Annotated in this window: 18 protein-coding genes and 6 tRNA genes; all 24 read left to right on the top strand. The window is 50.7% G+C overall.

Going from position 1 to position 22,430, the window contains the following annotated elements:
- The first annotated feature begins 108 nt into the window (after window positions 1-108).
- The 24 genes from tpiA (at window position 109) to fusA (ending at window position 22,412) form a co-directional block, all read left to right on the top strand.
- A complete protein-coding gene (tpiA, locus tag DWB84_RS13765) occupies window positions 109-849 on the top strand; it encodes a triose-phosphate isomerase (protein ID WP_187410387.1) in 741 nt (246 codons plus the stop codon).
- A 23-nt stretch (window positions 850-872) separates the two neighbouring features.
- Window positions 873-1,241 (top strand): preprotein translocase subunit SecG, encoded by a 369-nt coding sequence (secG, locus tag DWB84_RS13770; protein WP_187410388.1) that lies wholly within the window; start codon window positions 873-875, stop codon window positions 1,239-1,241.
- 16 nt (window positions 1,242-1,257) lie between these two features.
- Window positions 1,258-1,342: transfer RNA gene (locus DWB84_RS13775), tRNA-Leu, on the top strand.
- 152 nt (window positions 1,343-1,494) lie between these two features.
- Window positions 1,495-2,598, top strand: a complete 1,104-nt coding sequence (gene alr / locus DWB84_RS13780) for an alanine racemase (RefSeq protein WP_187410389.1) — start codon at window positions 1,495-1,497, stop codon at window positions 2,596-2,598.
- Between the two features lie 42 nt (window positions 2,599-2,640).
- Window positions 2,641-3,603 carry a biotin--[acetyl-CoA-carboxylase] ligase gene (locus tag DWB84_RS13785; RefSeq protein WP_187410390.1) on the top strand — a complete coding sequence of 321 codons (963 nt, stop codon included), beginning with the start codon at window positions 2,641-2,643 and terminating at the stop codon, window positions 3,601-3,603.
- Complete coding sequence (locus tag DWB84_RS13790; RefSeq protein ID WP_187410391.1) at window positions 3,600-4,334, top strand: type III pantothenate kinase; 735 nt, start codon at window positions 3,600-3,602, stop codon at window positions 4,332-4,334. Before DWB84_RS13785 ends, DWB84_RS13790 begins: the two co-directional genes overlap by 4 nt.
- A 78-nt stretch (window positions 4,335-4,412) precedes the next feature.
- Entirely contained in the window at window positions 4,413-5,114 is a 702-nt protein-coding gene (locus DWB84_RS13795) for an SPOR domain-containing protein (protein ID WP_187410392.1), read from the top strand.
- Window positions 5,115-5,189: 75 nt separating this feature from the next.
- A tRNA-Thr gene (locus DWB84_RS13800) sits at window positions 5,190-5,265 on the top strand.
- 31 nt (window positions 5,266-5,296) lie between these two features.
- Window positions 5,297-5,380, top strand: a tRNA-Tyr gene (locus DWB84_RS13805).
- 73 nt (window positions 5,381-5,453) lie between these two features.
- Window positions 5,454-5,527: transfer RNA gene (locus DWB84_RS13810), tRNA-Gly, on the top strand.
- Between the two features lie 52 nt (window positions 5,528-5,579).
- Window positions 5,580-5,655, top strand: a tRNA-Thr gene (locus tag DWB84_RS13815).
- A gap of 95 nt (window positions 5,656-5,750) precedes the next feature.
- Entirely contained in the window at window positions 5,751-6,944 is a 1,194-nt protein-coding gene (gene tuf, locus DWB84_RS13820; RefSeq protein WP_187410393.1) for an elongation factor Tu, read from the top strand.
- Between the two features lie 72 nt (window positions 6,945-7,016).
- A tRNA-Trp gene (locus tag DWB84_RS13825) sits at window positions 7,017-7,092 on the top strand.
- Window positions 7,093-7,119: 27 nt separating this feature from the next.
- Entirely contained in the window at window positions 7,120-7,491 is a 372-nt protein-coding gene (gene secE / locus DWB84_RS13830) for a preprotein translocase subunit SecE (protein WP_187410394.1), read from the top strand.
- An 8-nt stretch (window positions 7,492-7,499) separates the two neighbouring features.
- Window positions 7,500-8,033, top strand: a complete 534-nt coding sequence (gene nusG, locus DWB84_RS13835; protein WP_187410395.1) for a transcription termination/antitermination protein NusG — start codon at window positions 7,500-7,502, stop codon at window positions 8,031-8,033.
- Between the two features lie 158 nt (window positions 8,034-8,191).
- Window positions 8,192-8,623, top strand: a complete 432-nt coding sequence (rplK, locus tag DWB84_RS13840; protein ID WP_187410396.1) for a 50S ribosomal protein L11 — start codon at window positions 8,192-8,194, stop codon at window positions 8,621-8,623.
- A 1-nt stretch (window position 8,624) separates the two neighbouring features.
- On the top strand, window positions 8,625-9,320 hold the full coding sequence (gene rplA, locus DWB84_RS13845; protein WP_187410397.1) for a 50S ribosomal protein L1: 696 nt from the start codon (window positions 8,625-8,627) through the stop codon (window positions 9,318-9,320).
- Window positions 9,321-9,543: 223 nt separating this feature from the next.
- Window positions 9,544-10,074 carry a 50S ribosomal protein L10 gene (rplJ, locus tag DWB84_RS13850; protein WP_187410398.1) on the top strand — a complete coding sequence of 177 codons (531 nt, stop codon included), beginning with the start codon at window positions 9,544-9,546 and terminating at the stop codon, window positions 10,072-10,074.
- Window positions 10,075-10,134: 60 nt separating this feature from the next.
- On the top strand, window positions 10,135-10,512 hold the full coding sequence (gene rplL, locus DWB84_RS13855; RefSeq protein WP_187410399.1) for a 50S ribosomal protein L7/L12: 378 nt from the start codon (window positions 10,135-10,137) through the stop codon (window positions 10,510-10,512).
- Between the two features lie 215 nt (window positions 10,513-10,727).
- The gene (gene rpoB, locus DWB84_RS13860; protein ID WP_187410400.1) at window positions 10,728-14,813 is read left to right on the top strand and encodes a DNA-directed RNA polymerase subunit beta; all 4,086 of its coding nucleotides are present in this window, start codon (window positions 10,728-10,730) and stop codon (window positions 14,811-14,813) included.
- Window positions 14,814-14,886: 73 nt separating this feature from the next.
- On the top strand, window positions 14,887-19,116 hold the full coding sequence (gene rpoC / locus DWB84_RS13865) for a DNA-directed RNA polymerase subunit beta' (protein WP_187410401.1): 4,230 nt from the start codon (window positions 14,887-14,889) through the stop codon (window positions 19,114-19,116).
- Window positions 19,117-19,261: 145 nt separating this feature from the next.
- Window positions 19,262-19,636: a 30S ribosomal protein S12 gene (gene rpsL, locus DWB84_RS13870; RefSeq protein ID WP_187410402.1), complete on the top strand. Its 375-nt coding sequence runs from the start codon at window positions 19,262-19,264 to the stop codon at window positions 19,634-19,636.
- Between the two features lie 97 nt (window positions 19,637-19,733).
- The gene (rpsG, locus tag DWB84_RS13875) at window positions 19,734-20,204 is read left to right on the top strand and encodes a 30S ribosomal protein S7 (protein WP_187410403.1); all 471 of its coding nucleotides are present in this window, start codon (window positions 19,734-19,736) and stop codon (window positions 20,202-20,204) included.
- 87 nt (window positions 20,205-20,291) lie between these two features.
- Entirely contained in the window at window positions 20,292-22,412 is a 2,121-nt protein-coding gene (gene fusA, locus DWB84_RS13880; RefSeq protein ID WP_187410404.1) for an elongation factor G, read from the top strand.
- Window positions 22,413-22,430: the final 18 nt, after the last annotated feature.

Raw genomic sequence — 22,430 nt, forward strand, 5'->3', positions numbered from 1 at the left:
GCATTGTCACAGGCCCTGTTCTCGGATACCATTTGCGCCCGTTTTGCCGAGGGCCTAAGTCGCTGTCAGATGGTGCTCCACGCTTCTGAGAAAGACTCTTAATTTCTTATGCGACGCCAAATCGTCATCGGTAATTGGAAGCTTCATGGTGATCAGCAGTTTGTAGCAGAGCTGTTGCGGGAGCTGATGAACGGATGGATAGGAGTACACCAGGCAGAAGTTGTTGTGTGCCCATCCTTTGTTCATATGGATTTGGCTGGCAGGACCTTAGGTCATTCGAACATCATGTTGGGAGCGCAGGATGTCAGCCATTTCGCCGAGGGTGCATATACGGGCGATGTATCTGCGAGCATGCTTCATGATCTCGGATGCCATTATGCTATTGTCGGCCATTCCGAGCGGCGCCGACACTACGGCGAAACCAATGAGCTGGTCGCAAAAAAATTTCAGGCCGCGCAAGATGCGAGGTTGGTTCCAATTCTTTGTGTTGGTGAAAGCGCAAAGGAGCGGGAACAAGGTATAACGTTGGAAGTTATCGGTCGCCAGCTGCAAGCGGTGGCAGATTATTGCGGGGCCGAGCGAATTGCTCGCGGTGTTATTGCATACGAGCCTTTGTGGGCCGTTGGCACTGGAAAAATCGCATCGCCCGAGCAAGCGCAGGAAGTGCACGAATTTATCCGTCGAGGATTGGGTCCAGCCGGCGTGGTAACAAGGATCGTATATGGCGGAAGTGTTACGCCATCGAACGCTCAATCAATGTTTGCAATGCCGGATATTGATGGGGCTCTGGTTGGAGGTGCCGCCCTGCGGGCGAGCGACTTTTTAGAAATATGCCGAGCTGCTGAATAGCGAGCTTGGTGAGAGACACTGAGATGGAAAGTATTCTTCTGGTTGTTCACGTAATTGTTGCGCTGCTGATTATCGGTTTGATCATGTTGCAGCAAGGAAAAGGGGCCGAAATGGGGGCTTCTTTTGGTGCGGGAGCATCGCAGACGGTTTTTGGTGCGGTAGGTTCAGGTAACTTTTTCTCGCGCTTGACTGCTATTCTGGCAGCGGTGTTTTTTGTTACCAGTTTTGTGCTTGCTGTCATTGCGAATAATCGCGTAGAGCTTGACGATCGATTGATTCCTGAGCTGGAAACCGTTACTGAAGTTCCTGCTGTGGTTACGCCGCCAGCATCAGAAGTTCCGGCTGCGCCAGCGCAAGAAAGCGGTGCGCAGGATAGTCCGATAGGCGAGTAAGATTTTCAGTTAAATTGCCCAAGTGGTGGAATTGGTAGACACGCTATCTTGAGGGGGTAGTGGCGAAAGCTGTGCCGGTTCGAGTCCGGCCTTGGGCACCATATCCAATCCAGACGCAGTTGCTCTGGAGAAAAAGCCTTCAATCGAAGGCTTTTTTTATTTTTGGCGGATGTTTTTGTTTTTTCTTCCGTGAAGATTCATATTGCTGGTTAAACTTGAAGTCGGTTGCCCACTGCTTCCGCTGCGAGGATTCATGCATCAGTTTTCCGGCACTCTCAAAGTCAATCTATCTGCGCTCCGCCGTAATTGGCGATTCATGCGCGATTCTTTCACCGGTCAGCATTGCGGGGCAGTCGTCAAAGCCAATGCATACGGCCTCGGTGTAGCCCCCGTAACCCAGGCGCTGTACCGCGAAGGTTGCCGCCACTTTTTTGTGGCGACATTCGACGAGGCGCTGGAGGTCAAACGGCTGATCCCGGAAAAAGTCGATATTTTCGTTCTCCAAGGCTGTTATCCAGGAGCGGAACAAAACTTTATTGACGAAGAAATCATGCCGGTGATTTCTTCGTTTGCCATGCTGGAGCGGTGGATAAAGGTTTCTGCAGCAGGGCAGCGACGTTGCGCTTTAAAAATTAATACTGGAATGAATCGTCTCGGATTGACGGTTCCAGAATTTGTGGCCGCTTTGTGCGCAGATAGCGCGCTACTGTCTCGTGCGGGTGTCGAACTCTTGGTAAGTCATCTCGCGTGTGCTGATGAGCCTGCTCATCCGTTGAATCGTGTGCAGCTGTCCCGTTTCCGTGAGGCAGTTGCCGAAGCGCGCTTACACGAGCCATCCATTCGGGCTTCGCTGGCCAATTCTGCAGGAATACTGTTGGGCGAAGATTGGCATTTTAATGTGGCAAGACCGGGCATAGCCCTGTATGGCGGTTGCTGTGTGCCGCAGTTGCGCGGCCATTTATCGCCTGTCGCCAGTCTGCAACTGCCTGTGATGCAGATTCGGGATGTGCGAGCAGGTGAATCCATCGGATATGGAGGAGATTTTATTGCGCCCACGGACATGCGAATTGCCGTGGTGAGTGGCGGCTATGCCGATGGCATCTTCCGCAGTTTTGTTGGTGGTTTGAAAGGTTGGTTTCATCAGGAGTTGCTGTCGGTTGGGCGTATATCGATGGATTCGTGTGCGTTTGATATCACTCATCTCGCGCCTGAGTTGTCGCCAGAGTTGGGCGATTTGGTTGAAATTATTGGAGAGCATTGTCCGCTCGATGATCAGGCTTCTGCTGCGGGCACTATTAGCTACGAATTGTTGACGCGCCTTGGCGATCGCTTTCAGAAAGTCTATTTCGAAGAATAGAAATGTGTTTATGTTGATTGTTTTTTCGCAGAGTGTTTGTGCATGGATCTAAAACTGCTGATCGAAATTTTGGCGGACGGCGAATTTCATTCTGGCGAAGCATTGGGCGAGCGTCTTGGAATAACCAGGGCTGCCGTCTGGAAGCGTTTACAGCATTTGATGTCGATGGATATCCCGGTAGAGACCAATAAAGGAAAGGGTTACCGAATTCTCGGCGGATTGGATCTTCTCAAGCTGGAGCAAATCAAGGGTGATATAACGCCTTTGTCTCGCGCCCTGACGGGCAATTTTTATTTCTTCGAAGAAATTGACTCCACCAATAGCTTTTTGCTTGCGCACGGCGGGCACGGCGATGTGTGTTTTGCTGAACGGCAAACTGCAGGGCGCGGTCGGAGAGGAAGAGAGTGGTTCAGCCCCTACGGGCGGAATATTTATTTAAGTTTGCGTTGGCATGTCGATCAGGGAGTTGCTGCTTTAGAAGGCTTAAGTTTGGCCGTTGGCGTGTTGATCGCTGAAACGTTGGCTCAGTTCGGTGTCGATGAGGTCGAATTAAAGTGGCCCAACGACCTTCTTCATGATGGCCGCAAGCTGGGTGGTGTTTTAATTGAGGTTGGTGGCGATCTGACGGGCGAATGCGTGGTGGTCGTCGGCATTGGTTTGAATGTGACCATGGGTGATGCGCTGTCCGAAGATCGTATAAGCCAGCCATGGATTGATTTAAAGCGCCTGGGTTTTCATGGAAGCCGCAATAAATTAATTGCGGCTCTGATATCGGAGTTGCTGCCGGCATTTCGTTCATTCCCGAATATGGGGTTCGCCGCGTATCGCGACCGCTGGGAAAGTCGCTGCGCTTTTTTCAATAATCCTATTTCCGTGTTGTCGCCAACAGGCTCCGTTGATGGTCAGTTGTTGGGGGTGGACCCCCAAGGCGGTTTGCGGGTTTTGGTCGACGGAAACGAAGTTGTATTTGCAGGTGGCGAAATATCGCTGAGGAAGCGAGCGTGATTATTGATGTGGATATTGGTAATACGCGTATTAAATGGCGATACGCTCAGCCAGGTGCATCGATTCAATTTCTTGACTTTCCGGATGCGGTACCGGCCGAGTGGTTAAATTTGCCATCCGGATCTCGTATTCGCCTGTCATCTGTTGTTGGTCCCGAAAAAACAACTTCTTTTGTGACGTTGATCAAGGCGTGCTGTGGCATAGATGCAGAAATTGCAGTTGTTAAAAGCCCTTTTGCAGGTGTGAATGTCGCATATGCGGAACCGTTGCGTTTAGGTGTAGATCGATGGTTGGCTCTTTTGGCTGGCCACCACTTTTCTCCAGGGCGAGACTTGGTAGTCGTGCATGGCGGAACTGCCTTGGTGGTGGATTTTTTGTCGTCTGACGGCAGGCATGTTGGTGGCTTTATAGCTCCTGGTGTGCGGACGGCGCTATCAGGTTTGTTGTCTTCCGCAGATGCTATCCGATTAGCAGATTCAACAGTCATGCGGCGCGATCAACCGGGTACAACTACACTGGAATGTATTCACGCCGGATTTTCTGCTCTATATGGAGGTTTTTTGCAGCAAATTGCGAAATCAGCCTCGGCTAACCTCGATCGGCCTCGCTGGATATTTGCTGGTGGTGACGGTGAATTTCTCGTTGGGCTCGGGTTTGAATTGTGGAAAGAAGAGTCTCCATTAGTGGTACCGGGTTTGGTAATGGATGGTTTGGCTATTGCGCTTCCTTAAAATGTCCTTCAGGACTGGGGCATTGCTTCGGTGATATATAACAATAACGGTTAAATTCCAGCTGGATTTGTTGCATCAATGCGTTGGATTGTTTGGTTTCTTTTGGCTGCGAATGCGCTGTTGCTGATTTGGAGCACTTTGGTTGCTGCGCCGAAAAAAAAGCATTTGGACCGTCCGGTAACTGAAAATGTAATTGCTTCGGCGCCAGCCGAAACTATTTCGCTATTGAATGAACTCGACCCACAGCAAATGCTCCCTCGTGCACCGCCTGAGCCGCAAACTGATGCCCAATCCGTTTGTTTGATGGTTGGTCCTTTTGCCAATTCGCTTGAGGCGCGGCAATTTTCTGCTCGTTTAGCTGCGCTCGATGTGCAGTCGTTTGAGCATTCCGTGGATCTGCCGGCCGGGGAGGGATATTGGGTATATCTCGAGCCGCTGACCAATCGCGATGCTGCTCGGCGGCGTTTGGCAGAATTACAGGCGCGCGGTGTCGACAGTTACATCATTCCTAAAGGGGAGCTGGAAAATGGAATTTCCCTAGGTGTATTTACTCGGCGTGATCTGGCAGAAGCGCGTGTGCGTGAGTTGACTAAGCAGGGGCTTACTCCAAAACTGCAGAGCGTAGGCAGGTCTTATCGAGAAATCTGGGTGATGCTTGGGCAGGGAGAAGAATTCAAAATTGCAGAAACTGCGTGGCAGTCTCTCATGCGCGAACACTTTTCTCTGCAGCAGCGACAAAATTTGTGCTCAGATGTTGCTTCTGCCAAAAACTTTCACTAGAATCCCGCCTCCACAAACGATGGCTCCGCCGAAAAGGGTGAAAGCCGGACAGTTTGGACGCTAAAAGCGTGAATTGCTGGCGTAGCTCAGTAGGTAGAGCAGCTGACTTGTAATCAGCCGGTCGGGGGTTCGATTCCTCTCGCCAGCTCCAGCTATCTAGCTGGCAAAAAAAGAAAAAATTCGCAGGGGTTCCCGAGTGGCCAAAGGGATCAGACTGTAAATCTGACGCGCGAGCTTCGGTGGTTCGAATCCACCCCCCTGCACCAATAAAGCCTGGATCGATCTTAAAGGTCTACCAGTCGTCATAAAAGCCGATTGCTTCTTATGACCAAAAAGAAAGCGGACATAGTTCAGTGGTAGAACCTCAGCCTTCCAAGCTGATGATGCGGGTTCGATTCCCGCTGTCCGCTCCAGCCCATTTTGACTGTGCTCGGCTCCGCATAAGTCGAACGTGTAGTGGAACAAGCTCATATAGCTCAGCTGGTAGAGCACTTCCTTGGTAAGGAAGAGGTCACCGGTTCAAATCCGGTTATGAGCTCCATTTTCTTTGGGTTGTCCAGAATTTGTATAAGGCGCTGGTGCTTCACCGGTGTCGTCAACTAAATGTGTTGAGTCTTAGTTAAAGAGGCGCTAGCGATGGCAAAGGAAAAATTTGAACGCACGAAACCGCACGTGAACGTGGGTACGATTGGTCACGTAGACCATGGTAAAACCACTTTGACAGCGGCATTGACCCGCGTATGTGCGGACACCTGGGGCGGCACAGCAGTAACTTTCGATGGTATTGATGCGGCGCCAGAAGAAAAAGCGCGTGGTATTACCATTTCTACTGCACACGTTGAATACCAAAGCCCGGCTCGTCACTACGCCCACGTTGACTGCCCCGGACACGCTGACTACGTGAAAAACATGATCACCGGTGCTGCCCAGATGGACGGCGCGATCCTGGTTTGCTCTGCAGCTGACGGCCCGATGCCGCAAACTCGTGAGCACATTCTGCTGTCTCGTCAGGTAGGTGTACCTTACATCGTAGTATTCCTGAACAAAGCAGACATGGTTGACGACCCTGAGTTGTTGGAACTGGTTGAAATGGAAGTTCGTGAACTTCTGTCCAACTACGACTTCCCAGGCGACGACACTCCGATCATCGTGGGTTCTGCGTTGATGGCATTGAATGGCCAAGACGACAACGGTCTGGGTACTTCAGCTGTACGCAAACTGGTTGAAACTCTGGATGCTTACATCCCAGAGCCAGAGCGCGCAATCGACATGCCGTTCCTGATGCCGATCGAAGACGTATTCTCCATTTCCGGTCGCGGTACTGTAGTAACCGGTCGTGTAGAGCGCGGCATCATCAAAGTTGGTGAAGAGATTGAAATCGTTGGTATCAACCCAACCACCAAAACCACCTGTACTGGTGTAGAGATGTTCCGCAAGCTGCTGGACGAAGGTCGTGCAGGTGAGAACATCGGTGTATTGTTGCGCGGTACCAAGCGTGACGAAGTTGAGCGTGGTCAAGTATTGGCTAAGCCGGGCACAATCAAGCCGCACACCAAATTCCAGTCAGAAGTTTACGTTCTGTCCAAAGAAGAAGGTGGTCGTCATACTCCATTCTTCAAAGGCTATCGTCCACAGTTCTACTTCCGTACTACGGACGTAACAGGTGCGTGCGAACTGCCAGAAGGTGTTGAGATGGTAATGCCAGGCGACAACATTCAGATGACAGTGACGTTGATTGCTCCGATTGCGATGGACGAAGGTCTGCGCTTTGCGATCCGCGAAGGCGGTCGTACAGTAGGTGCGGGCGTTGTTGCCAAAATCATCGAGTAATTTGCGTAAATCGGATGAAAAGGTTGGCTTGTTGAAGCCAACCTTTTTCTATTGCAAGGGAATGTTTAATACAGGCCAGTAGTTCAGTTGGTAGAGCGTCGGTCTCCAAAACCGAATGTCGGGGGTTCGAGTCCCTCCTGGCCTGCCAAATTCAAAGGCATTTGTTGGTCAAGGCATGAATTCGAAAGTTGAATCAGGTGAATACCGCTTAGACGGCTTGAAGTGGCTGGTTGTCTTTCTGTTGATTGGTGCTGGTGTATTTGCCAACAGCTTTTATCAAGATGAAATAAAGCTCCTTTATCGAGTTTTTGCGTTGATTGCTTTGGCTGGCGTTTGCTGTTTCATTGCATTTAATACAGCCAAAGGTAATGCAGCCTGGAATCTATTCAAAGACGCCCAGATTGAAGTTCGCAAAGTTGTTTGGCCGACAAATGCAGAAACCAATCAAACGACTTTGTTGGTAGCGGTAGTTGTCATTATTACCGCAATTATTTTGTGGATCTTGGACTGGGCAATTGGGCATTTGGCTAAATTGGTAATCGGCTAGGGGATAACATGGCAAAACGTTGGTACGTTATTCATGCATACTCTGGCTACGAGAAAAAAGTCGCGTCTGCATTAAAAGAAAGAATTCAACTGCACAATATGCAGGACCTTTTTGGTGAGGTGTTGGTCCCCACCGAAGAAGTTGTTGAAATGAGAGGCGGTCAGAAGCGTAAATCTGAGCGCAAATTCTTCCCGGGTTATGTCCTGGTGCAGATGGAACTCAATGACGATACATGGCACTTGGTAAAAGAAACCCCTCGCGTGATGGGTTTCATCGGTGGCAAGGCGGATAAGCCTGCACCAATTACCGAAAAAGAGGCCCAGGCAATTCTTCAGCGAGTCGACGATTCAGCTGACAAGCCCAAGCCCAAAACTTTGTTTGAACCCGGCGAAATGGTCCGAGTCATCGACGGTCCTTTCAACGATTTTAATGGGGTTGTTGAAGAAGTTAACTACGAGAAGAATCGTCTGCGTGTTGCAGTTCTGATTTTTGGTCGTTCAACTCCGGTTGAGCTCGAATTCAGCCAGGTTGAAAAAAGCTAACTTCAGCTAAAAATGGCAAAAATTTAACCTTCACTGGCTCTGGCCAGCGGAGGTTTTTGTGTCTCTGCAGACCGAGTGTTTGTAGAGGGGGAGCCGACGAACGACAGTCTGCCGCTGTCGGGAGGCGCTAACACCCATTCTTATGAGGATAGGTATTTATGGCAAAGAAAATTGAAGCTTACATTAAATTGCAAGTAAAAGCGGGTCAAGCAAACCCAAGTCCACCGGTTGGTCCAGCTCTGGGTCAGCGCGGCGTGAACATCATGGAGTTCTGTAAAGCCTTCAACGCGCAAACGCAACATTTGGAACCCGGTTCACCGGTTCCTGTGGTCATCAGCGTTTACAGCGACCGCAGCTTTACTTTTACAATGAAAACCCCTCCAGCCACCTACTTGCTGAAAAAAGCATCTGGTGTCAAATCCGGTAGCGGCCGTCCTAACACTGAAAAAGTGGGCAAAGTTACTCGTGCTCAGTTGGAAGAAATCGCCAAGGCTAAAGCTCCCGACTTGACTGCCGCGAGTATGGATGCAGCAGTTAGAACCCTCGCTGGTTCTGCTCGTTCAATGGGTCTGGAAGTAGAGGGTCTGTAAGATGGCAAAGTTATCTAAGCGTCAAAAAGCAATCCGCGAGAAAGTGGATTCCACCAAACAATATTCTATTGAAGAAGCCGTTGCCCTGCTGAAAGAGCTGTCAAAGGTTAAGTTTTCTGAAACCGTTGATGTTGCTATCAATCTGGGTATCGATCCGCGTAAATCCGACCAAGCGGTTCGCGGTGCTACCACTCTGCCTCACGGTACTGGTAAGAGTGTACGCGTTGCTGTCTTCACCCAAGGTGCTAACGCTGAAGCTGCTAAATCAGCTGGTGCTGAATTTGTCGGTATGGAAGATCTGGCCGAGCAAATCAAAGGCGGCATGATGGATTTCGATGTTGTGATCGCAGATCCTGCCGCTATGCGCGTTGTTGGTCAGTTGGGTCAAGTATTGGGTCCTCGCGGCCTGATGCCAAACCCGAAAACTGGCACCGTAACGCCTGATGTTGTTACTGCTGTTAAAAACGCAAAAGCCGGTCAGGTTCGCTTCCGTGCTGATAAAGGCGGTATTATCCACGGCGGTATTGGCAAGATTTCTTTCGATACAAAAGCGATCAAAGAGAACTTGGAAGCCTTGATTGCAGATTTGAAAAAAATCAAACCATCCACTTCAAAAGGTGTGTACCTCAAGAAAGTTTCTTTGAGCACCACCATGGGACCTGGTTTGAATATCGATTTATCCTCTCTTGAAGCATAAGAGAGTACAGACTTTGGGGTCCGGCATTGCCGGACTGTCAAAGACCGTAGGAGCCGATGCAAATCGGCTTAATCCGAAAAAGTAAGGCTAAAACAGATTACCAATTCGATCCTACGCAGACGGTGTGACCCTGCTCAGTTTTTACTGGAAGTGATCACCGAAACGGGATAGAGCAATGCATTGTGTTGCTTTATCCGATCATCAAGTCCAGGAGATAGTTATTGTGGCTATTAGACTCGAAGACAAAGTAGCAATTGTTGCTGATGTTAACGAGACTGCGGTCAACGCGTTGTCACTGGTAATTGCCGACGCACGTGGTGTGACGGTAAACAAAATGGACGCTTTGCGCAAATTAGCTCGACAAAACAATGTGCGGTTGCAAGTAGTGCGCAACACATTGGCTCGTCGCGCTTTTGAGGGCACTGAGTTCGAATGTGTTCAAGACGCTTTAAAAGGCCCCAGCATTTTCGGATTTTCCATGGAAGATCCAGGTGCAGCGGCTCGTCTTTTCAAAGATTTCGCCAAAGAAAACGAAAAATTTGAAATCAAGGCATTGGCGGTAGGCGGAAAAATGTTCCCAGCAACTCAAATTGATGTGCTGGCGACACTGCCGACTCGCGACCAGGCTCTGGCAATGCTGATGAGCGTCATGCTTGGTCCTATTACCAAGCTTGCTCGCACATTCAACGAAGTACCGAGCAAAATTACCCGCGTTATCGCAGCTGTGCGTGATCAGAAACAAGAAGCCGCTTAATCTCTATAGATTAGTGGCTTAAACGAAACAATTTATTTTTGACAATCTGGAGATTGAGTAATGGCTCTGTCTAAAGAAGATATTTTGAATGCAATCGCCGAAATGTCCGTAATGGATGTTGTAGAACTGGTTAAAGCGATGGAAGAAAAATTCGGCGTTTCTGCTGCCGCTGCTGTTGCAGTTGCTCCGGCTGCTGCCGCTGCTGCCGCTCCTGCTGCAGAAGAAAAAACCGAGTTCGACATCATTTTGAAAGACTCTGGCGACAAGAAAGTTAACGTGATCAAAGTTGTTCGCGCTCTGACTGGTCTGGGCTTGAAAGAAGCTAAAGACCTGGTAGACGGCGCTCCAAAAACTTTGAAAGAAGCTGCTTCCAAAGCCGAAGCAGAAGACGCCAAGAAACAACTGGAAGAAGCTGGCGCTACTGTCGAGCTGAAATAAGTTGGTTCTACTTTATGCCAAATTTCGGTTTGGCAGAGGGCTGGCAGGCATTTTTGCCTGCTGGCCTTTTTCCGTTTACGGCCTCGCAGGCCGAGTGGTGCTCAATTTACGGTCGAGTAGTTGATTTACCCGTGTCATAACCACGGAATTTTGGAAGTCCGCCACTTCCTATGTCTTGCCTAGACAATGCCCCGTGAACAAGCTGAGGAATACTGATGGCTTACTCGTACACTGAGAAAAAACGTATCCGCAAGGATTTTGGCAAGTTGCCGACGGTGATGCAGGTGCCTTACCTTCTGGCAATTCAATTGGATTCCTACCGAAAATTTACTCAGGCCGATGTCGCTCCCAACAAAAGACTTGATATGGGATTGCATGCGGCTTTTAAGTCAGTATTTCCCATAGTGAGCTATTCCGGCAATGCCGCCTTGGAATACGTTAGTTATACCTTGGGCAAACCTGTCTTTGACGTCAACGAATGTATTCTCCGCGGTGCGACTTTTGCGGTGCCGCTGCGCGTCAAAGTGCGTCTGATTATTTACGATAAAGAGTCTTCGACTAAAACAATCAAAGACATCAAAGAGCAAGAAGTCTACATGGGCGAAATTCCGCTCATGACTGACAACGGTACCTTTGTGATCAATGGTACTGAGCGCGTTATCGTGTCCCAGTTGCACCGCTCTCCTGGTGTCTTTTTCGAACACGATAAAGGCAAAACACACTCATCGGGCAAATTGCTCTATTCCGCGCGCATTATTCCTTACCGTGGTTCATGGTTGGATTTCGAATTTGATCCAAAAGATCTGGTATACGTGCGTATCGACCGTCGTCGTAAGCTGCCCGTTACCATTTTGTTGCGCGCTCTCGGATTCAGCTCACAAGAAATGCTGGGCATGTTCTTCGAGACCAACAAATTCCGTCTGATCGATGATAAGACTGCCAAGCTGGAGCTCGTTCCTGCCCGCCTCCGCGGTGACGTGGCGTCCTTTGCGATTACAGATAAAGACGGCAATGTCATCGTAGAAGAAGGCCGTCGTATCACTGCTCGTCATATTCGCCAGATGGAAAAAGCTGGCGTGAGCGAGCTGTCTGTTCCGCGTGAATATTTGCTGGGCCGCTCGCTGGCGAAAGATATTATCGATGCCACTACTGGCGAAGTGGTGTTGGAGTGTAATACCGAAATCAGCGAAGACACTTTAAAAACCTTCGTTAAATACGGCATTAACGAAATTGAAACCATTTATACCAACGAACTGGATTGCGGTCCGTTCATTTCTGAAACTCTCCGCATAGATCCTACCCGGACACAATTGGAAGCGTTGGTAGAAATCTACCGCATGATGCGTCCAGGGGAGCCGCCGACCAAAGAGTCTGCAGAAACCCTGTTCCACAACCTGTTCTTCAGTCAGGAGCGTTACGACCTGTCTGCAGTAGGTCGCATGAAGTTCAATCGTCGCCTCGGCCGCGATGCCGAAACAGGCGAAGGCACTCTGTCCAACGATGACATAGTCGACGTTATCAAGACCTTGATCGATATCCGCAACGGCAAAGGCACCGTCGACGATATCGACCATTTGGGTAACCGCCGTGTGCGTTCCGTTGGTGAAATGGCGGAAAACCAATTCCGGGTTGGTCTGGTTCGTGTTGAGCGCGCTGTAAAAGAGCGCCTGTCCATGGCAGAGAGCGAAGGCTTGATGCCGCAGGATCTGGTTAACGCCAAACCGGTTGCGGCAGCGGTGAAAGAATTCTTCGGCTCCAGCCAGCTGTCGCAGTTCATGGACCAAAACAACCCGCTGTCTGAAGTGACGCACAAGCGCCGCGTATCGGCCTTGGGCCCCGGCGGTTTGACCCGCGAGCGCGCAGGCTTCGAAGTCCGCGACGTTCACCCGACGCACTATGGTCGTGTATGTCCAATTGAAACCCCTGAAGGTCCGAACATCGGTTTGATCAACTCATTGGCAACATACGCCCGCACCAACCATTACGGCTTCCTGGAAAGCCCGGTGCGCAAAGTGGTCGACGGTAAAGTGACTGATCAGATCGAATACCTGTCTGCAATCAACGAATCACAATTCGTTATTGCTCAGGCATCTGCAAAACTGGACGACGAAGGCCGTTTGATCGACGATCTCGTTTCCGTGCGCTACCAGAACGAATTTACCTTGAAGGCTCCGGAAGAAGTCCAATACATGGACGTGTCACCACGTCAGGTTGTATCGGTTGCGGCTTCTTTGATTCCGTTCCTCGAGCACGACGATGCTAACCGTGCATTGATGGGTTCGAACATGCAGCGTCAAGCAGTGCCGACGTTGCGTGCTGAAAAACCTCTGGTTGGTACCGGTATGGAGCGCCACGTGGCTTCCGACTCAGGCGTTTGCGTGGTCGCTAAGCGTGGTGGTGTGGTAGAGCGTGTGGACGCCGCCCGCATTGTTATCCGCGTGGCGGATGATGAGGTTGTGGCGGGTGAAGCGGGCGTTGATATCTACAACCTGACCAAGTACACCCGCTCCAACCAGAACACCTGTATCAACCAGCGCCCAATCGTGCGCATTGGTGATGCAGTGTCTCGCGGTGACATCCTGGCGGACGGTCCTTCCGTTGACCTGGGTGAGCTGGCTCTCGGCCAGAACATGCGCATCGCGTTCATGCCTTGGAATGGTTACAACTTCGAAGACTCCATCCTGGTGTCTGAGCGAGTGGTGCAAGAAGACCGCTTCACCACCATTCACATCCAAGAACTGACCTGTATCGCGCGCGATACCAAACTCGGTGCCGAAGAAATCACCGCGGATATTCCGAACGTCGGTGAGGGCGCTCTGGCCAAATTGGATGAGTCCGGCATCGTTTATATAGGTGCGGAAGTAGGTCCTGGCGACATTCTGGTCGGTAAAGTAACGCCCAAAGGTGAAACTCAGCTGACTCCAGAAGAAAAACTGCTGCGTGCAATCTTCGGTGAAAAAGCGTCTGACGTTAAAGACACCTCGCTGCGTGTACCGACTTCCACTCGTGGAACGGTTATCGACGTCCAGGTGTTCACACGTGATGGTCTGGAAAAAGATCAGCGTTCTCTGGAAATTGAAAAAATCCAGTTGGACAAAGTCCGCAAAGACCTCAACGAAGAATACCGCATCGTTGAAGCAGCGACTTTTGAGCGTCTGAGCGCTGCGCTGATCGGTCAAAAAGCGGTTGGTGGTAAAGGCATCAAAAAAGGTGCTGAGATCACTGCAGAAATCTTGGCCGAATTGGACAAAAAAGAGTGGTTCAAAATCCGCATGGCGGATGAAGCTCTGAACGAACAGCTGGAGAAAGCCGAAGCTCAGTTGGCAGAGCGTCGTAAAGAGCTCGACGAGCGTTTTGAAGATAAAAAACGCAAATTGGCTACTGGCGACGATCTGGCTCCAGGCGTGCTGAAAATCGTCAAGGTTTACCTCGCTGTTAAACGCCGTATTCAGCCGGGTGACAAGATGGCCGGTCGTCACGGTAACAAAGGGGTTATCTCCGTCATTATGCCTGTCGAAGACATGCCTTATGACGAAAACGGCGAGCCAGTGGATATAGTGCTCAACCCTCTGGGTGTACCGTCGCGTATGAACGTGGGTCAGATTCTGGAAACCCACCTCGGTCTCGCGGCAAAAGGTCTCGGAGATAAAATCGATCGCATGCTGAAAGAGCAGCGCGCCGTTGCTGAAGTGCGTGAGTTCCTTGAGCAAGTGTACAACCGCACTGGCAACTCCAAAGGTAAAGAGGAATTGAACTCTCTGAGCGACGCAGAGTTGATCGAATTGGCGCAAAATCTGCGCGCGGGTGTTCCAATGGCAACGCCAGTATTCGACGGTGCCGAAGAAGCCGAGATCAAAGCTCTGTTGCGTTTGGCAGATCTGCCAGAGTCAGGTCAGATGACCCTGTACGATGGTCGTACCGGCGATGCATTCCAGCGTCCGGTCACTGTTGGCTACATGTACATGTTGAAGCTGAACCACTTGGTGGACGACAAGATGCACGCTCGTTCCACCGGTTCCTACAGCTTGGTTACTCAGCAGCCGCTGGGTGGTAAAGCGCAGTTCGGTGGTCAGCGTTTCGGAGAGATGGAAGTGTGGGCGCTGGAAGCTTATGGCGCGGCCTACACCTTGCAGGAAATGCTCACCGTCAAGTCGGACGACGTCGCAGGTCGTACCAAGATGTACAAAAACATCGTCGATGGCGATCACCGTATGGAGCCAGGTATGCCGGAATCCTTCAACGTATTGGTTAAGGAAATCCGCTCTCTCGGCATCAACATCGAACTGGAACACGGCAACTAAGCGATTTGGTCATTAAGGGTGGTGGGCTGCCATTTGGCGCCCACTGTGCACCGCACCCACTGGAGGCAAGAGCTTGAAAGACATATTGAATCTACTGAAAAACCAGGGCCAATCCGAAGAATTTGATGGGATTCGAATTGGTTTGGCATCTCCCGAGATGATCCGGTCCTGGTCATACGGCGAAGTGAAAAAGCCGGAAACCATCAACTACCGTACCTTCAAGCCTGAGCGTGAAGGTTTGTTCTGCGCCAAAATCTTTGGTCCAGTGAAGGACTACGAATGCTTGTGCGGTAAGTACAAGCGTATGAAGCACCGCGGCATCATCTGTGAAAAATGTGGTGTGGAAGTGACTTTGGCGAAAGTTCGCCGCGATCGCATGGGCCACATCGAATTGGCCAGCCCTGTTGCGCACATCTGGTTCCTGAAATCCCTGCCAAGCCGTATAGGTTTGCTGCTGGATATGACCCTGCGCAGTATTGAGCGCGTGCTCTATTTCGAATCTTACGTGGTTGTCGATCCCGGCATGACCACGCTCGAGCGCGGCCAATTGCTGACCGACGAGCAGTACTTTGAGGCTATGGAAGAGTTCGGTGACGAATTCGAAGCCAAAATGGGTGCGGAAGCGATTCAGGCGCTGATGCGCGACCTGGATCTGGAAGCGGAAGCGCAAAAACTGCGCGAAGAAATTCCGGTCACCAATTCCGAAACCAAAATCAAAAAATTATCCAAGCGCTTGAAGCTCATCGAAGCCTTCCTGCAATCCGGTAACAAGCCGGAGTGGATGATTCTGGAAGCTCTACCTGTGTTGCCACCGGATCTGCGTCCGTTGGTACCACTCGACGGTGGCCGCTTCGCAACTTCTGACTTGAACGACCTCTATCGTCGCGTTATCAACCGTAACAACCGCTTGAAGCGTCTGCTCGACTTGAATGCGCCCGACATCATCGTGCGCAACGAAAAGCGTATGCTGCAAGAAGCGGTAGACGCCCTGTTGGATAACGGCCGTCGCGGTCGTGCGATTACCGGTTCCAACAAGCGGCCTCTGAAATCGCTTGCCGACATGATCAAAGGTAAGCAAGGTCGTTTCCGTCAGAACCTGTTGGGTAAACGCGTTGACTACTCCGGCCGTTCCGTAATCGTGACCGGTCCGACCCTGCGTCTGCACCAGTGCGGTCTGCCAAAGAAAATGGCGCTCGAGCTGTTCAAACCATTCATCTTCAGCAAGCTGGAATTGCGCGGTCTGGCGACCACCATCAAAGCAGCCAAGAAAATGGTTGAGCGCGAAGAGCCGGTGGTATGGGATATCCTCGACGAAGTCATTCGCGAACACCCTGTATTGCTGAACCGTGCGCCGACTCTGCACCGTTTGGGTATTCAGGCGTTCGAGCCTGTATTGATTGAAGGTAAAGCGATTCAATTGCACCCGTTGGTTTGCGCCGCGTACAACGCGGACTTCGACGGTGACCAGATGGCGGTGCACGTGCCTCTGACCATCGAAGCGCAATTGGAAGCCCGTGCGCTGATGATGTCGACCAACAACATTCTGTCGCCTGCATCTGGTGAGCCGATCATCGTGCCTTCTCAGGACGTGGTTCTGGGTCTGTATTGGATGACCCGTGAGCGCATCAATGCTAAAGGCGAGGGCATGGTCTTCTCCGATGCAAAAGAAGTGAACCGTGCGTTCTACTCAAAAAGCGTCGATCTGCAAGCGCGTATTCAAGTGCGTATCCGCGAAGTCACGCTGCGTGAAGATGGTGAGAAGGAAGAAAGAATCCGCCTGGTAAAAACCACTGTTGGTCGTGTGCTCTTGTGGGAAATCGTTCCAGACGGTATTCCGTTCGACATGATCAACCGACCCATGGTGAAAAAGGCGATTTCTGCTTCTATCAACTACTGCTATCGCGTGGTTGGTTTGAAAGCGACGGTTATTTTTGCCGACCGCTTGATGTACATGGGTTACGACTTCAGTACCAAATCCGGCGCTTCCATCGGTGTAAACGACTTTGAAATTCCCGCCGATAAAGCGGACATCATCGGTCGTGCCGAAGCGGAAGTGAAAGAGATCGAATCTCAGTACTCTTCCGGTTTGGTGACCCAAGGTGAGAAATACAACAAAGTCATCGACATCTGGTCGCGCGCCAACGATTTGGTCGCCAAGTCGATGATGGAAGGTATTTCCAAAGAGAAAGTTATCAATCGCGACGGTAAGGAAGAGAAACAGGATTCGTTCAACTCCGTCTTTATGTACGCCGACTCCGGTGCACGGGGTTCACCTGCTCAGATCCGTCAGTTAGCGGGTATGCGCGGTTTGATGGCTCGTCCTGACGGCTCCATTATCGAAACGCCAATTACGGCAAACTTCCGTGAAGGTCTGAACGTTCTGCAGTACTTCATCTCCACTCACGGTGCGCGTAAAGGTTTGGCGGATACCGCGTTGAAAACCGCGAACTCCGGTTATTTGACTCGTCGTCTGGTGGACGTAGCGCAAGACGTAGTGATTACAGAAATCGACTGCGGCACCGATCAAGGCCTGATCATGGCGCCTGTTATCGAGGGTGGTGACGTTATCGAATCTCTCGGTGACCGTATCCTCGGTCGTGTGGTTGCACGCGATGTAATGCGTCCTGGATCAGATGAAATCTTGGTTCCAGCCGGTACCATGATTGATGAGAAGTGGGTTGAACGCATCGAAGGCATGGGTATCGACGAAGTTTGTGCACGCTCCGCGATTACTTGTGAAACTCGTTACGGTATCTGTGCCCAGTGTTACGGTCGCGACTTGGCGCGCGGTCACCGTGTAAACGTTGGTGAAGCCATCGGCGTTATCGCGGCGCAGTCCATCGGCGAGCCTGGTACACAGTTGACCATGCGTACGTTCCACATCGGTGGTGCGGCAAGCCGAACCTCTTTGGCTGACAGTATTCAGGTCAAGCAGGACGGTACTATCCGTCTGCTCAACGTCAAAGTCGTGAAGCGCGAAGATGGCCACTTGGTTGCGGTTTCTCGTTCTGGTGAACTTGCTGTTGCCGACGCTGCAGGTCGTGAGCGTGAGCGTTACAAAATTCCGTACGGTGCGGTCATTTCCGTAAAAGACGGCCAGGATGTGAAAGGCGGTACCACCGTCGCCAAATGGGACCCGCACACTCACCCGATCATTACCGAGGTGGCTGGTCGCGTAACCTTCTCCGGTATGGAAGACGGTCTGTCCATTCGCCGTCAAACGGATGAAATTACCGGTCTGTCTTCTATCGAGGTAATGGATCCGGCGGAGCGTCCTTCTGCTGGTAAAGATCTCAAGCCCGCGGTCACTCTGGTCGACGCTTATGGCAAAGAGTTGATGCTGGCAAATAGCCATCAGCCGGCGCACTACATGTTGCCTTCTGGTGCGATTCTCAGCTTGAACGACGGCGACATGGTTGCGGTCGGTGATGTTATCGCGCGTATTCCGCAAGAAGGTTCAAAAACACGCGATATTACCGGTGGTTTGCCGCGGGTTGCTGACTTGTTCGAAGCTCGTAAGCCGAAAGAGCCTGCGATCCTGGCGGAGATTTCCGGTTCCGTATCCTTCGGTAAGGAAACCAAAGGTAAGCGCCGTTTGATCATCACTCCTACCAATGGAGAGTTGCTGCCTGACGGTTCTACTTATTACGAAGTGCTGATTCCGAAGCACCGTCAATTGACTGTGTTCGAAGGTGAGATCGTATCCAAAGGTGAAATCATCTCCGATGGTCCAGCCAACCCGCACGACATCCTGCGCCTGCAAGGTGTTGAAGCTCTGGCAGCGTACATCACCAACGAAATTCAGGACGTTTACCGTCTCCAGGGCGTGAAGATCAACGACAAGCACATTGAAGTGATCGTTCGTCAAATGCTGCGCAAAGTGGAAATCATCGACATGGGTGATTCCGAATTCGTTAAAGGCGAGCAAGTGGAATACACCCGCGTGCTCGAAGATTGCGAAAAATTGCGTGCAGAAGGACGGCAACCAGCGCGATTCGAACGTCAGTTGTTGGGTATCACCAAAGCATCTTTGGCGACCGAGTCCTTCATTTCTGCTGCATCGTTCCAGGAAACCACCCGCGTTCTCACCGAAGCTGCGGTTACAGGAAAACTGGATGAGTTGCGCGGCTTGAAAGAAAACGTTGTTGTAGGCCGACTGATTCCTGCTGGTACTGGGTTGGCTTACCACAGTGAGCGTCGTCGTAAACGCGATGCTGCCTTGTCAATTTCTTCTGCCGATGGCGTCAGCGCGGCAGAGGTGGAAGCAGCTCTGACCGAAGCGTTGAAGTCAAGCGCTGAGTAAGATGCGCGCCATGAGGGCGCCTTGACGATCGCGGGTGGCGTCAGTAGAATGCGCCACCCGCGATTTCCGTGGGCGGGCATTTGTTTGCCCGATTAATGTTAATAGTCTTCCGCAAGGAAGTATTTATTATTTGGAGTTTAGTTTCATGGCAACGATCAACCAGTTGGTTCGTCAGCCGAGAAAACGCAAAGCGCAAAAAAGTGACGTTCCCGCACTGCAACAGTGCCCACAACGTCGCGGTGTGTGTACCCGCGTTTATACCACTACGCCGAAAAAGCCGAACTCTGCGCTGCGTAAAGTATGTCGCGTACGTTTGACAAACGGTTACGAAGTGACTTCTTACATCGGTGGTGAAGGCCACAACCTGCAAGAGCACAGTGTGGTATTGATTCGCGGCGGTCGTGTTAAAGACTTGCCGGGTGTGCGTTATCACACAGTTCGTGGTTCCTTGGATACTGCTGGCGTAACCAAGCGTAAGCAAGGTCGTTCTAAGTACGGTACCAAGCGTCCTAAGGGCTAATAAGTCCTTTGCATCTGCGTTTTTTCGATAAACATCAGTAAGGCTGAGTGGGCAAAAAGCCGAATCTCAGGCAACCTGAATTAAGTGAGTTTTATTTATGCCTAGAAGAAGAGTTGTTGCTAAGCGCGAAGTTCTTCCAGATCCTAAGTACGGAAGTCAGTCCATAGCAAAATTTGTAAACCACGTCATGACCAGCGGTAAAAAATCCGTTGCCGAAAAAATCGTATACGGCGCGTTGGAAGTGGTCGGTGAGCGTTTGAAGAAAAACCCGGTTGAAGTATTCGAAGAGGCTCTCGCCAATGTTGCGCCTCTCGTCGAAGTTAAATCTCGCCGAGTTGGTGGTGCCACCTATCAGGTGCCAGTAGAAGTTCGCCCCAGTCGCCGTACTGCACTGGCAATGCGCTGGTTGGTAGAGTACTCACGTGGCCGCGGTGAGAAATCCATGCCGCAACGTTTGGCTGGTGAATTGATCGACGCCTCACAAAATAAAGGCGGCGCTGTTAAGAAGCGTGAAGACGTTCACCGCATGGCTGAAGCCAACAAAGCATTTTCTCACTTCCGTTTTTAAGTTTTTCACAAATACTGCAACAAAGAGGCAGCTCAATCGCTGCCTTTTCGTTATCAACGAATTCTTTTCTTTAACGGGGATACAGCTGTGGCACGTAAAACTCCCATTGCGCGATACCGCAATATTGGTATCTGTGCTCACGTAGATGCAGGTAAAACAACCACGACTGAGCGCGTTCTGTTTTATACAGGTTTGTCTCACAAGCTTGGTGAAACCCACGAAGGTTCTGCAACAACTGACTGGATGGTTCAGGAGCAGGAGCGTGGAATCACGATTACTTCTGCTGCGGTAACAACATTCTGGAAAGGCATGGCCGGCCAGTTCGAAGAACACCGCATCAACGTTATCGACACTCCCGGACACGTCGACTTCACGATCGAAGTTGAGCGTTCTCTGCGCGTTCTCGATGGCGCGGTCGTTGTTCTGTGTGGATCTTCAGGTGTGCAGCCCCAGACCGAAACGGTTTGGCGTCAGGCTAACAAATACGAAGTTCCGCGACTTGTATTCGTCAACAAAATGGACCGTACCGGCGCAAACTTTTTGCGCGTTGTTGAGCAATTGAAAACTCGCTTGGGTGCAAACCCAGTTCCTCTTCAGATGACAATTGGTTCTGAGGACGAATTCAAAGGTGTGGTCGACTTGATCAAAATGCAGGCCATCATCTGGAACGAGCACGACAACGGAATGACCTTCAAATACGAAGATGTTCCGGCTGATCTGTTGGAAACATGCAAAAAAATGCGCGAGCAGTTGGTCGAAGCCGCTGCTGAATCTTCCGAAGAGTTGATGAATAAATACCTCGAGGGAGAAGAATTAACCGAAGCAGAAATTAAAGCTGGTATTCGTGCGCGCACTTTGGCGAGTGAGATCATTCCTGTATTGGGCGGATCTGCGTTCAAAAACAAAGGTGTTCAGGCAATGCTGGACGCCGTAATTGAATATCTGCCTGCTCCGACTGAAGTAAAAGCCATTGAAGGTGTGTTGGAAGATGGTGAAACGGTTTCTCGACGCATTTCTAGTGATGACGAGCCGTTCGCTGCATTGGCGTTCAAGATTGCTACCGACCCATTCGTTGGTACTTTGACCTTCTTCCGCGTGTACTCAGGAACACTGAATTCTGGAGATACCGTTTACAACCCTGTAAAAGGGAAGCGTGAGCGCGTAGGTCGCATGGTTCAGATGCACGCAAACCAACGCAACGAAATCAAAGAAGTAATGGCAGGCGATATCGCTGCTGGTATCGGCTTTAAAGATGTAACTACTGGCGATACTCTTTGCGACCCAGAGCACATCATTACTCTGGAGCGTATGGATTTCCCAGAGCCTGTTATCCACGTTGCGGTAGAGCCTAAAACCAAGGCTGACCAAGAGAAAATGGGTATCGCTCTGAGCAAGCTGGCGCAAGAAGACCCTTCATTCCGTGTTCGCACCGACGAAGAAACTGGTCAAACCATTATCGGCGGAATGGGTGAGCTTCACCTCGACATTATTGTCGACCGTATGAAGCGTGAATTTAACGTTGAAGCTAACATCGGTAAGCCACAAGTTGCGTATCGCGAAGCTATCCGTAACAAATGCGAAATCGAAGGCAAATTCGTACGTCAATCTGGTGGTCGCGGTCAGTACGGCCATTGCTGGATTCGCTTTGAGCCAGGCGCGGATGAAAGCGCTGAAGGTCTCGAGTTTGTTAACGAAATCGTCGGTGGTGTTGTTCCTAAGGAATACATTCCTGCAATTCAAAAAGGTATTGCGGAACAAATGCAGAACGGTGTTTTGGCTGGCTACCCATTGTTGGGCTTGAAAGCTACTGTATTCGACGGTTCATACCATGATGTCGACTCTTCTGAAATGGCGTTTAAAATCGCGGCCTCTATGGCCACGAAAAAGCTGGCTCAGTTAGGTGGAGCGGTTCTGTTAGAGCCCATCATGAAGGTGGAAGTTGTTACCCCTGAGGAGAACATGGGTGACGTGGTTGGCGACTTGAACCGCCGCCGTGGTCTGATCCTCGGAATGGATCAAAGCCCAAGTGGACGAATCGTAAATGCTGAAGTGCCGCTGGCTGAAATGTTCGGCTATGCAACAGCATTGCGTTCTGCAACTCAAGGTCGAGCTACTTACACAATGGAGTTTTTGAAATACTCCGAAGCACCGCGTAACGTCGCTGATGAAGTTATCGCGAAAAGTAAAATCGCCAAAGATGCTGGCTAATTAATCAGTTTCTTTATT

Origin of the sequence: Saccharophagus sp. K07 (assembly GCF_014336955.1) — a bacterium.
Lineage (GTDB): Bacteria > Pseudomonadota > Gammaproteobacteria > Pseudomonadales > Cellvibrionaceae > UBA5868.

Coding starts and splice junctions, on each gene's coding strand:
- tpiA (WP_187410387.1), top strand. CDS start 109: ATGCGACGCCAAATCGTCATCGGTAATTGGAAGCTTCATGGTGATCAG.
- secG (WP_187410388.1), top strand. CDS start 873: ATGGAAAGTATTCTTCTGGTTGTTCACGTAATTGTTGCGCTGCTGATT.
- alr (WP_187410389.1), top strand. CDS start 1,495: ATGCATCAGTTTTCCGGCACTCTCAAAGTCAATCTATCTGCGCTCCGC.
- DWB84_RS13785 (WP_187410390.1), top strand. CDS start 2,641: ATGGATCTAAAACTGCTGATCGAAATTTTGGCGGACGGCGAATTTCAT.
- DWB84_RS13795 (WP_187410392.1), top strand. CDS start 4,413: ATGCGTTGGATTGTTTGGTTTCTTTTGGCTGCGAATGCGCTGTTGCTG.
- tuf (WP_187410393.1), top strand. CDS start 5,751: ATGGCAAAGGAAAAATTTGAACGCACGAAACCGCACGTGAACGTGGGT.
- secE (WP_187410394.1), top strand. CDS start 7,120: ATGAATTCGAAAGTTGAATCAGGTGAATACCGCTTAGACGGCTTGAAG.
- nusG (WP_187410395.1), top strand. CDS start 7,500: ATGGCAAAACGTTGGTACGTTATTCATGCATACTCTGGCTACGAGAAA.
- rplK (WP_187410396.1), top strand. CDS start 8,192: ATGGCAAAGAAAATTGAAGCTTACATTAAATTGCAAGTAAAAGCGGGT.
- rplA (WP_187410397.1), top strand. CDS start 8,625: ATGGCAAAGTTATCTAAGCGTCAAAAAGCAATCCGCGAGAAAGTGGAT.
- rplL (WP_187410399.1), top strand. CDS start 10,135: ATGGCTCTGTCTAAAGAAGATATTTTGAATGCAATCGCCGAAATGTCC.
- rpoB (WP_187410400.1), top strand. CDS start 10,728: ATGGCTTACTCGTACACTGAGAAAAAACGTATCCGCAAGGATTTTGGC.
- rpsL (WP_187410402.1), top strand. CDS start 19,262: ATGGCAACGATCAACCAGTTGGTTCGTCAGCCGAGAAAACGCAAAGCG.
- rpsG (WP_187410403.1), top strand. CDS start 19,734: ATGCCTAGAAGAAGAGTTGTTGCTAAGCGCGAAGTTCTTCCAGATCCT.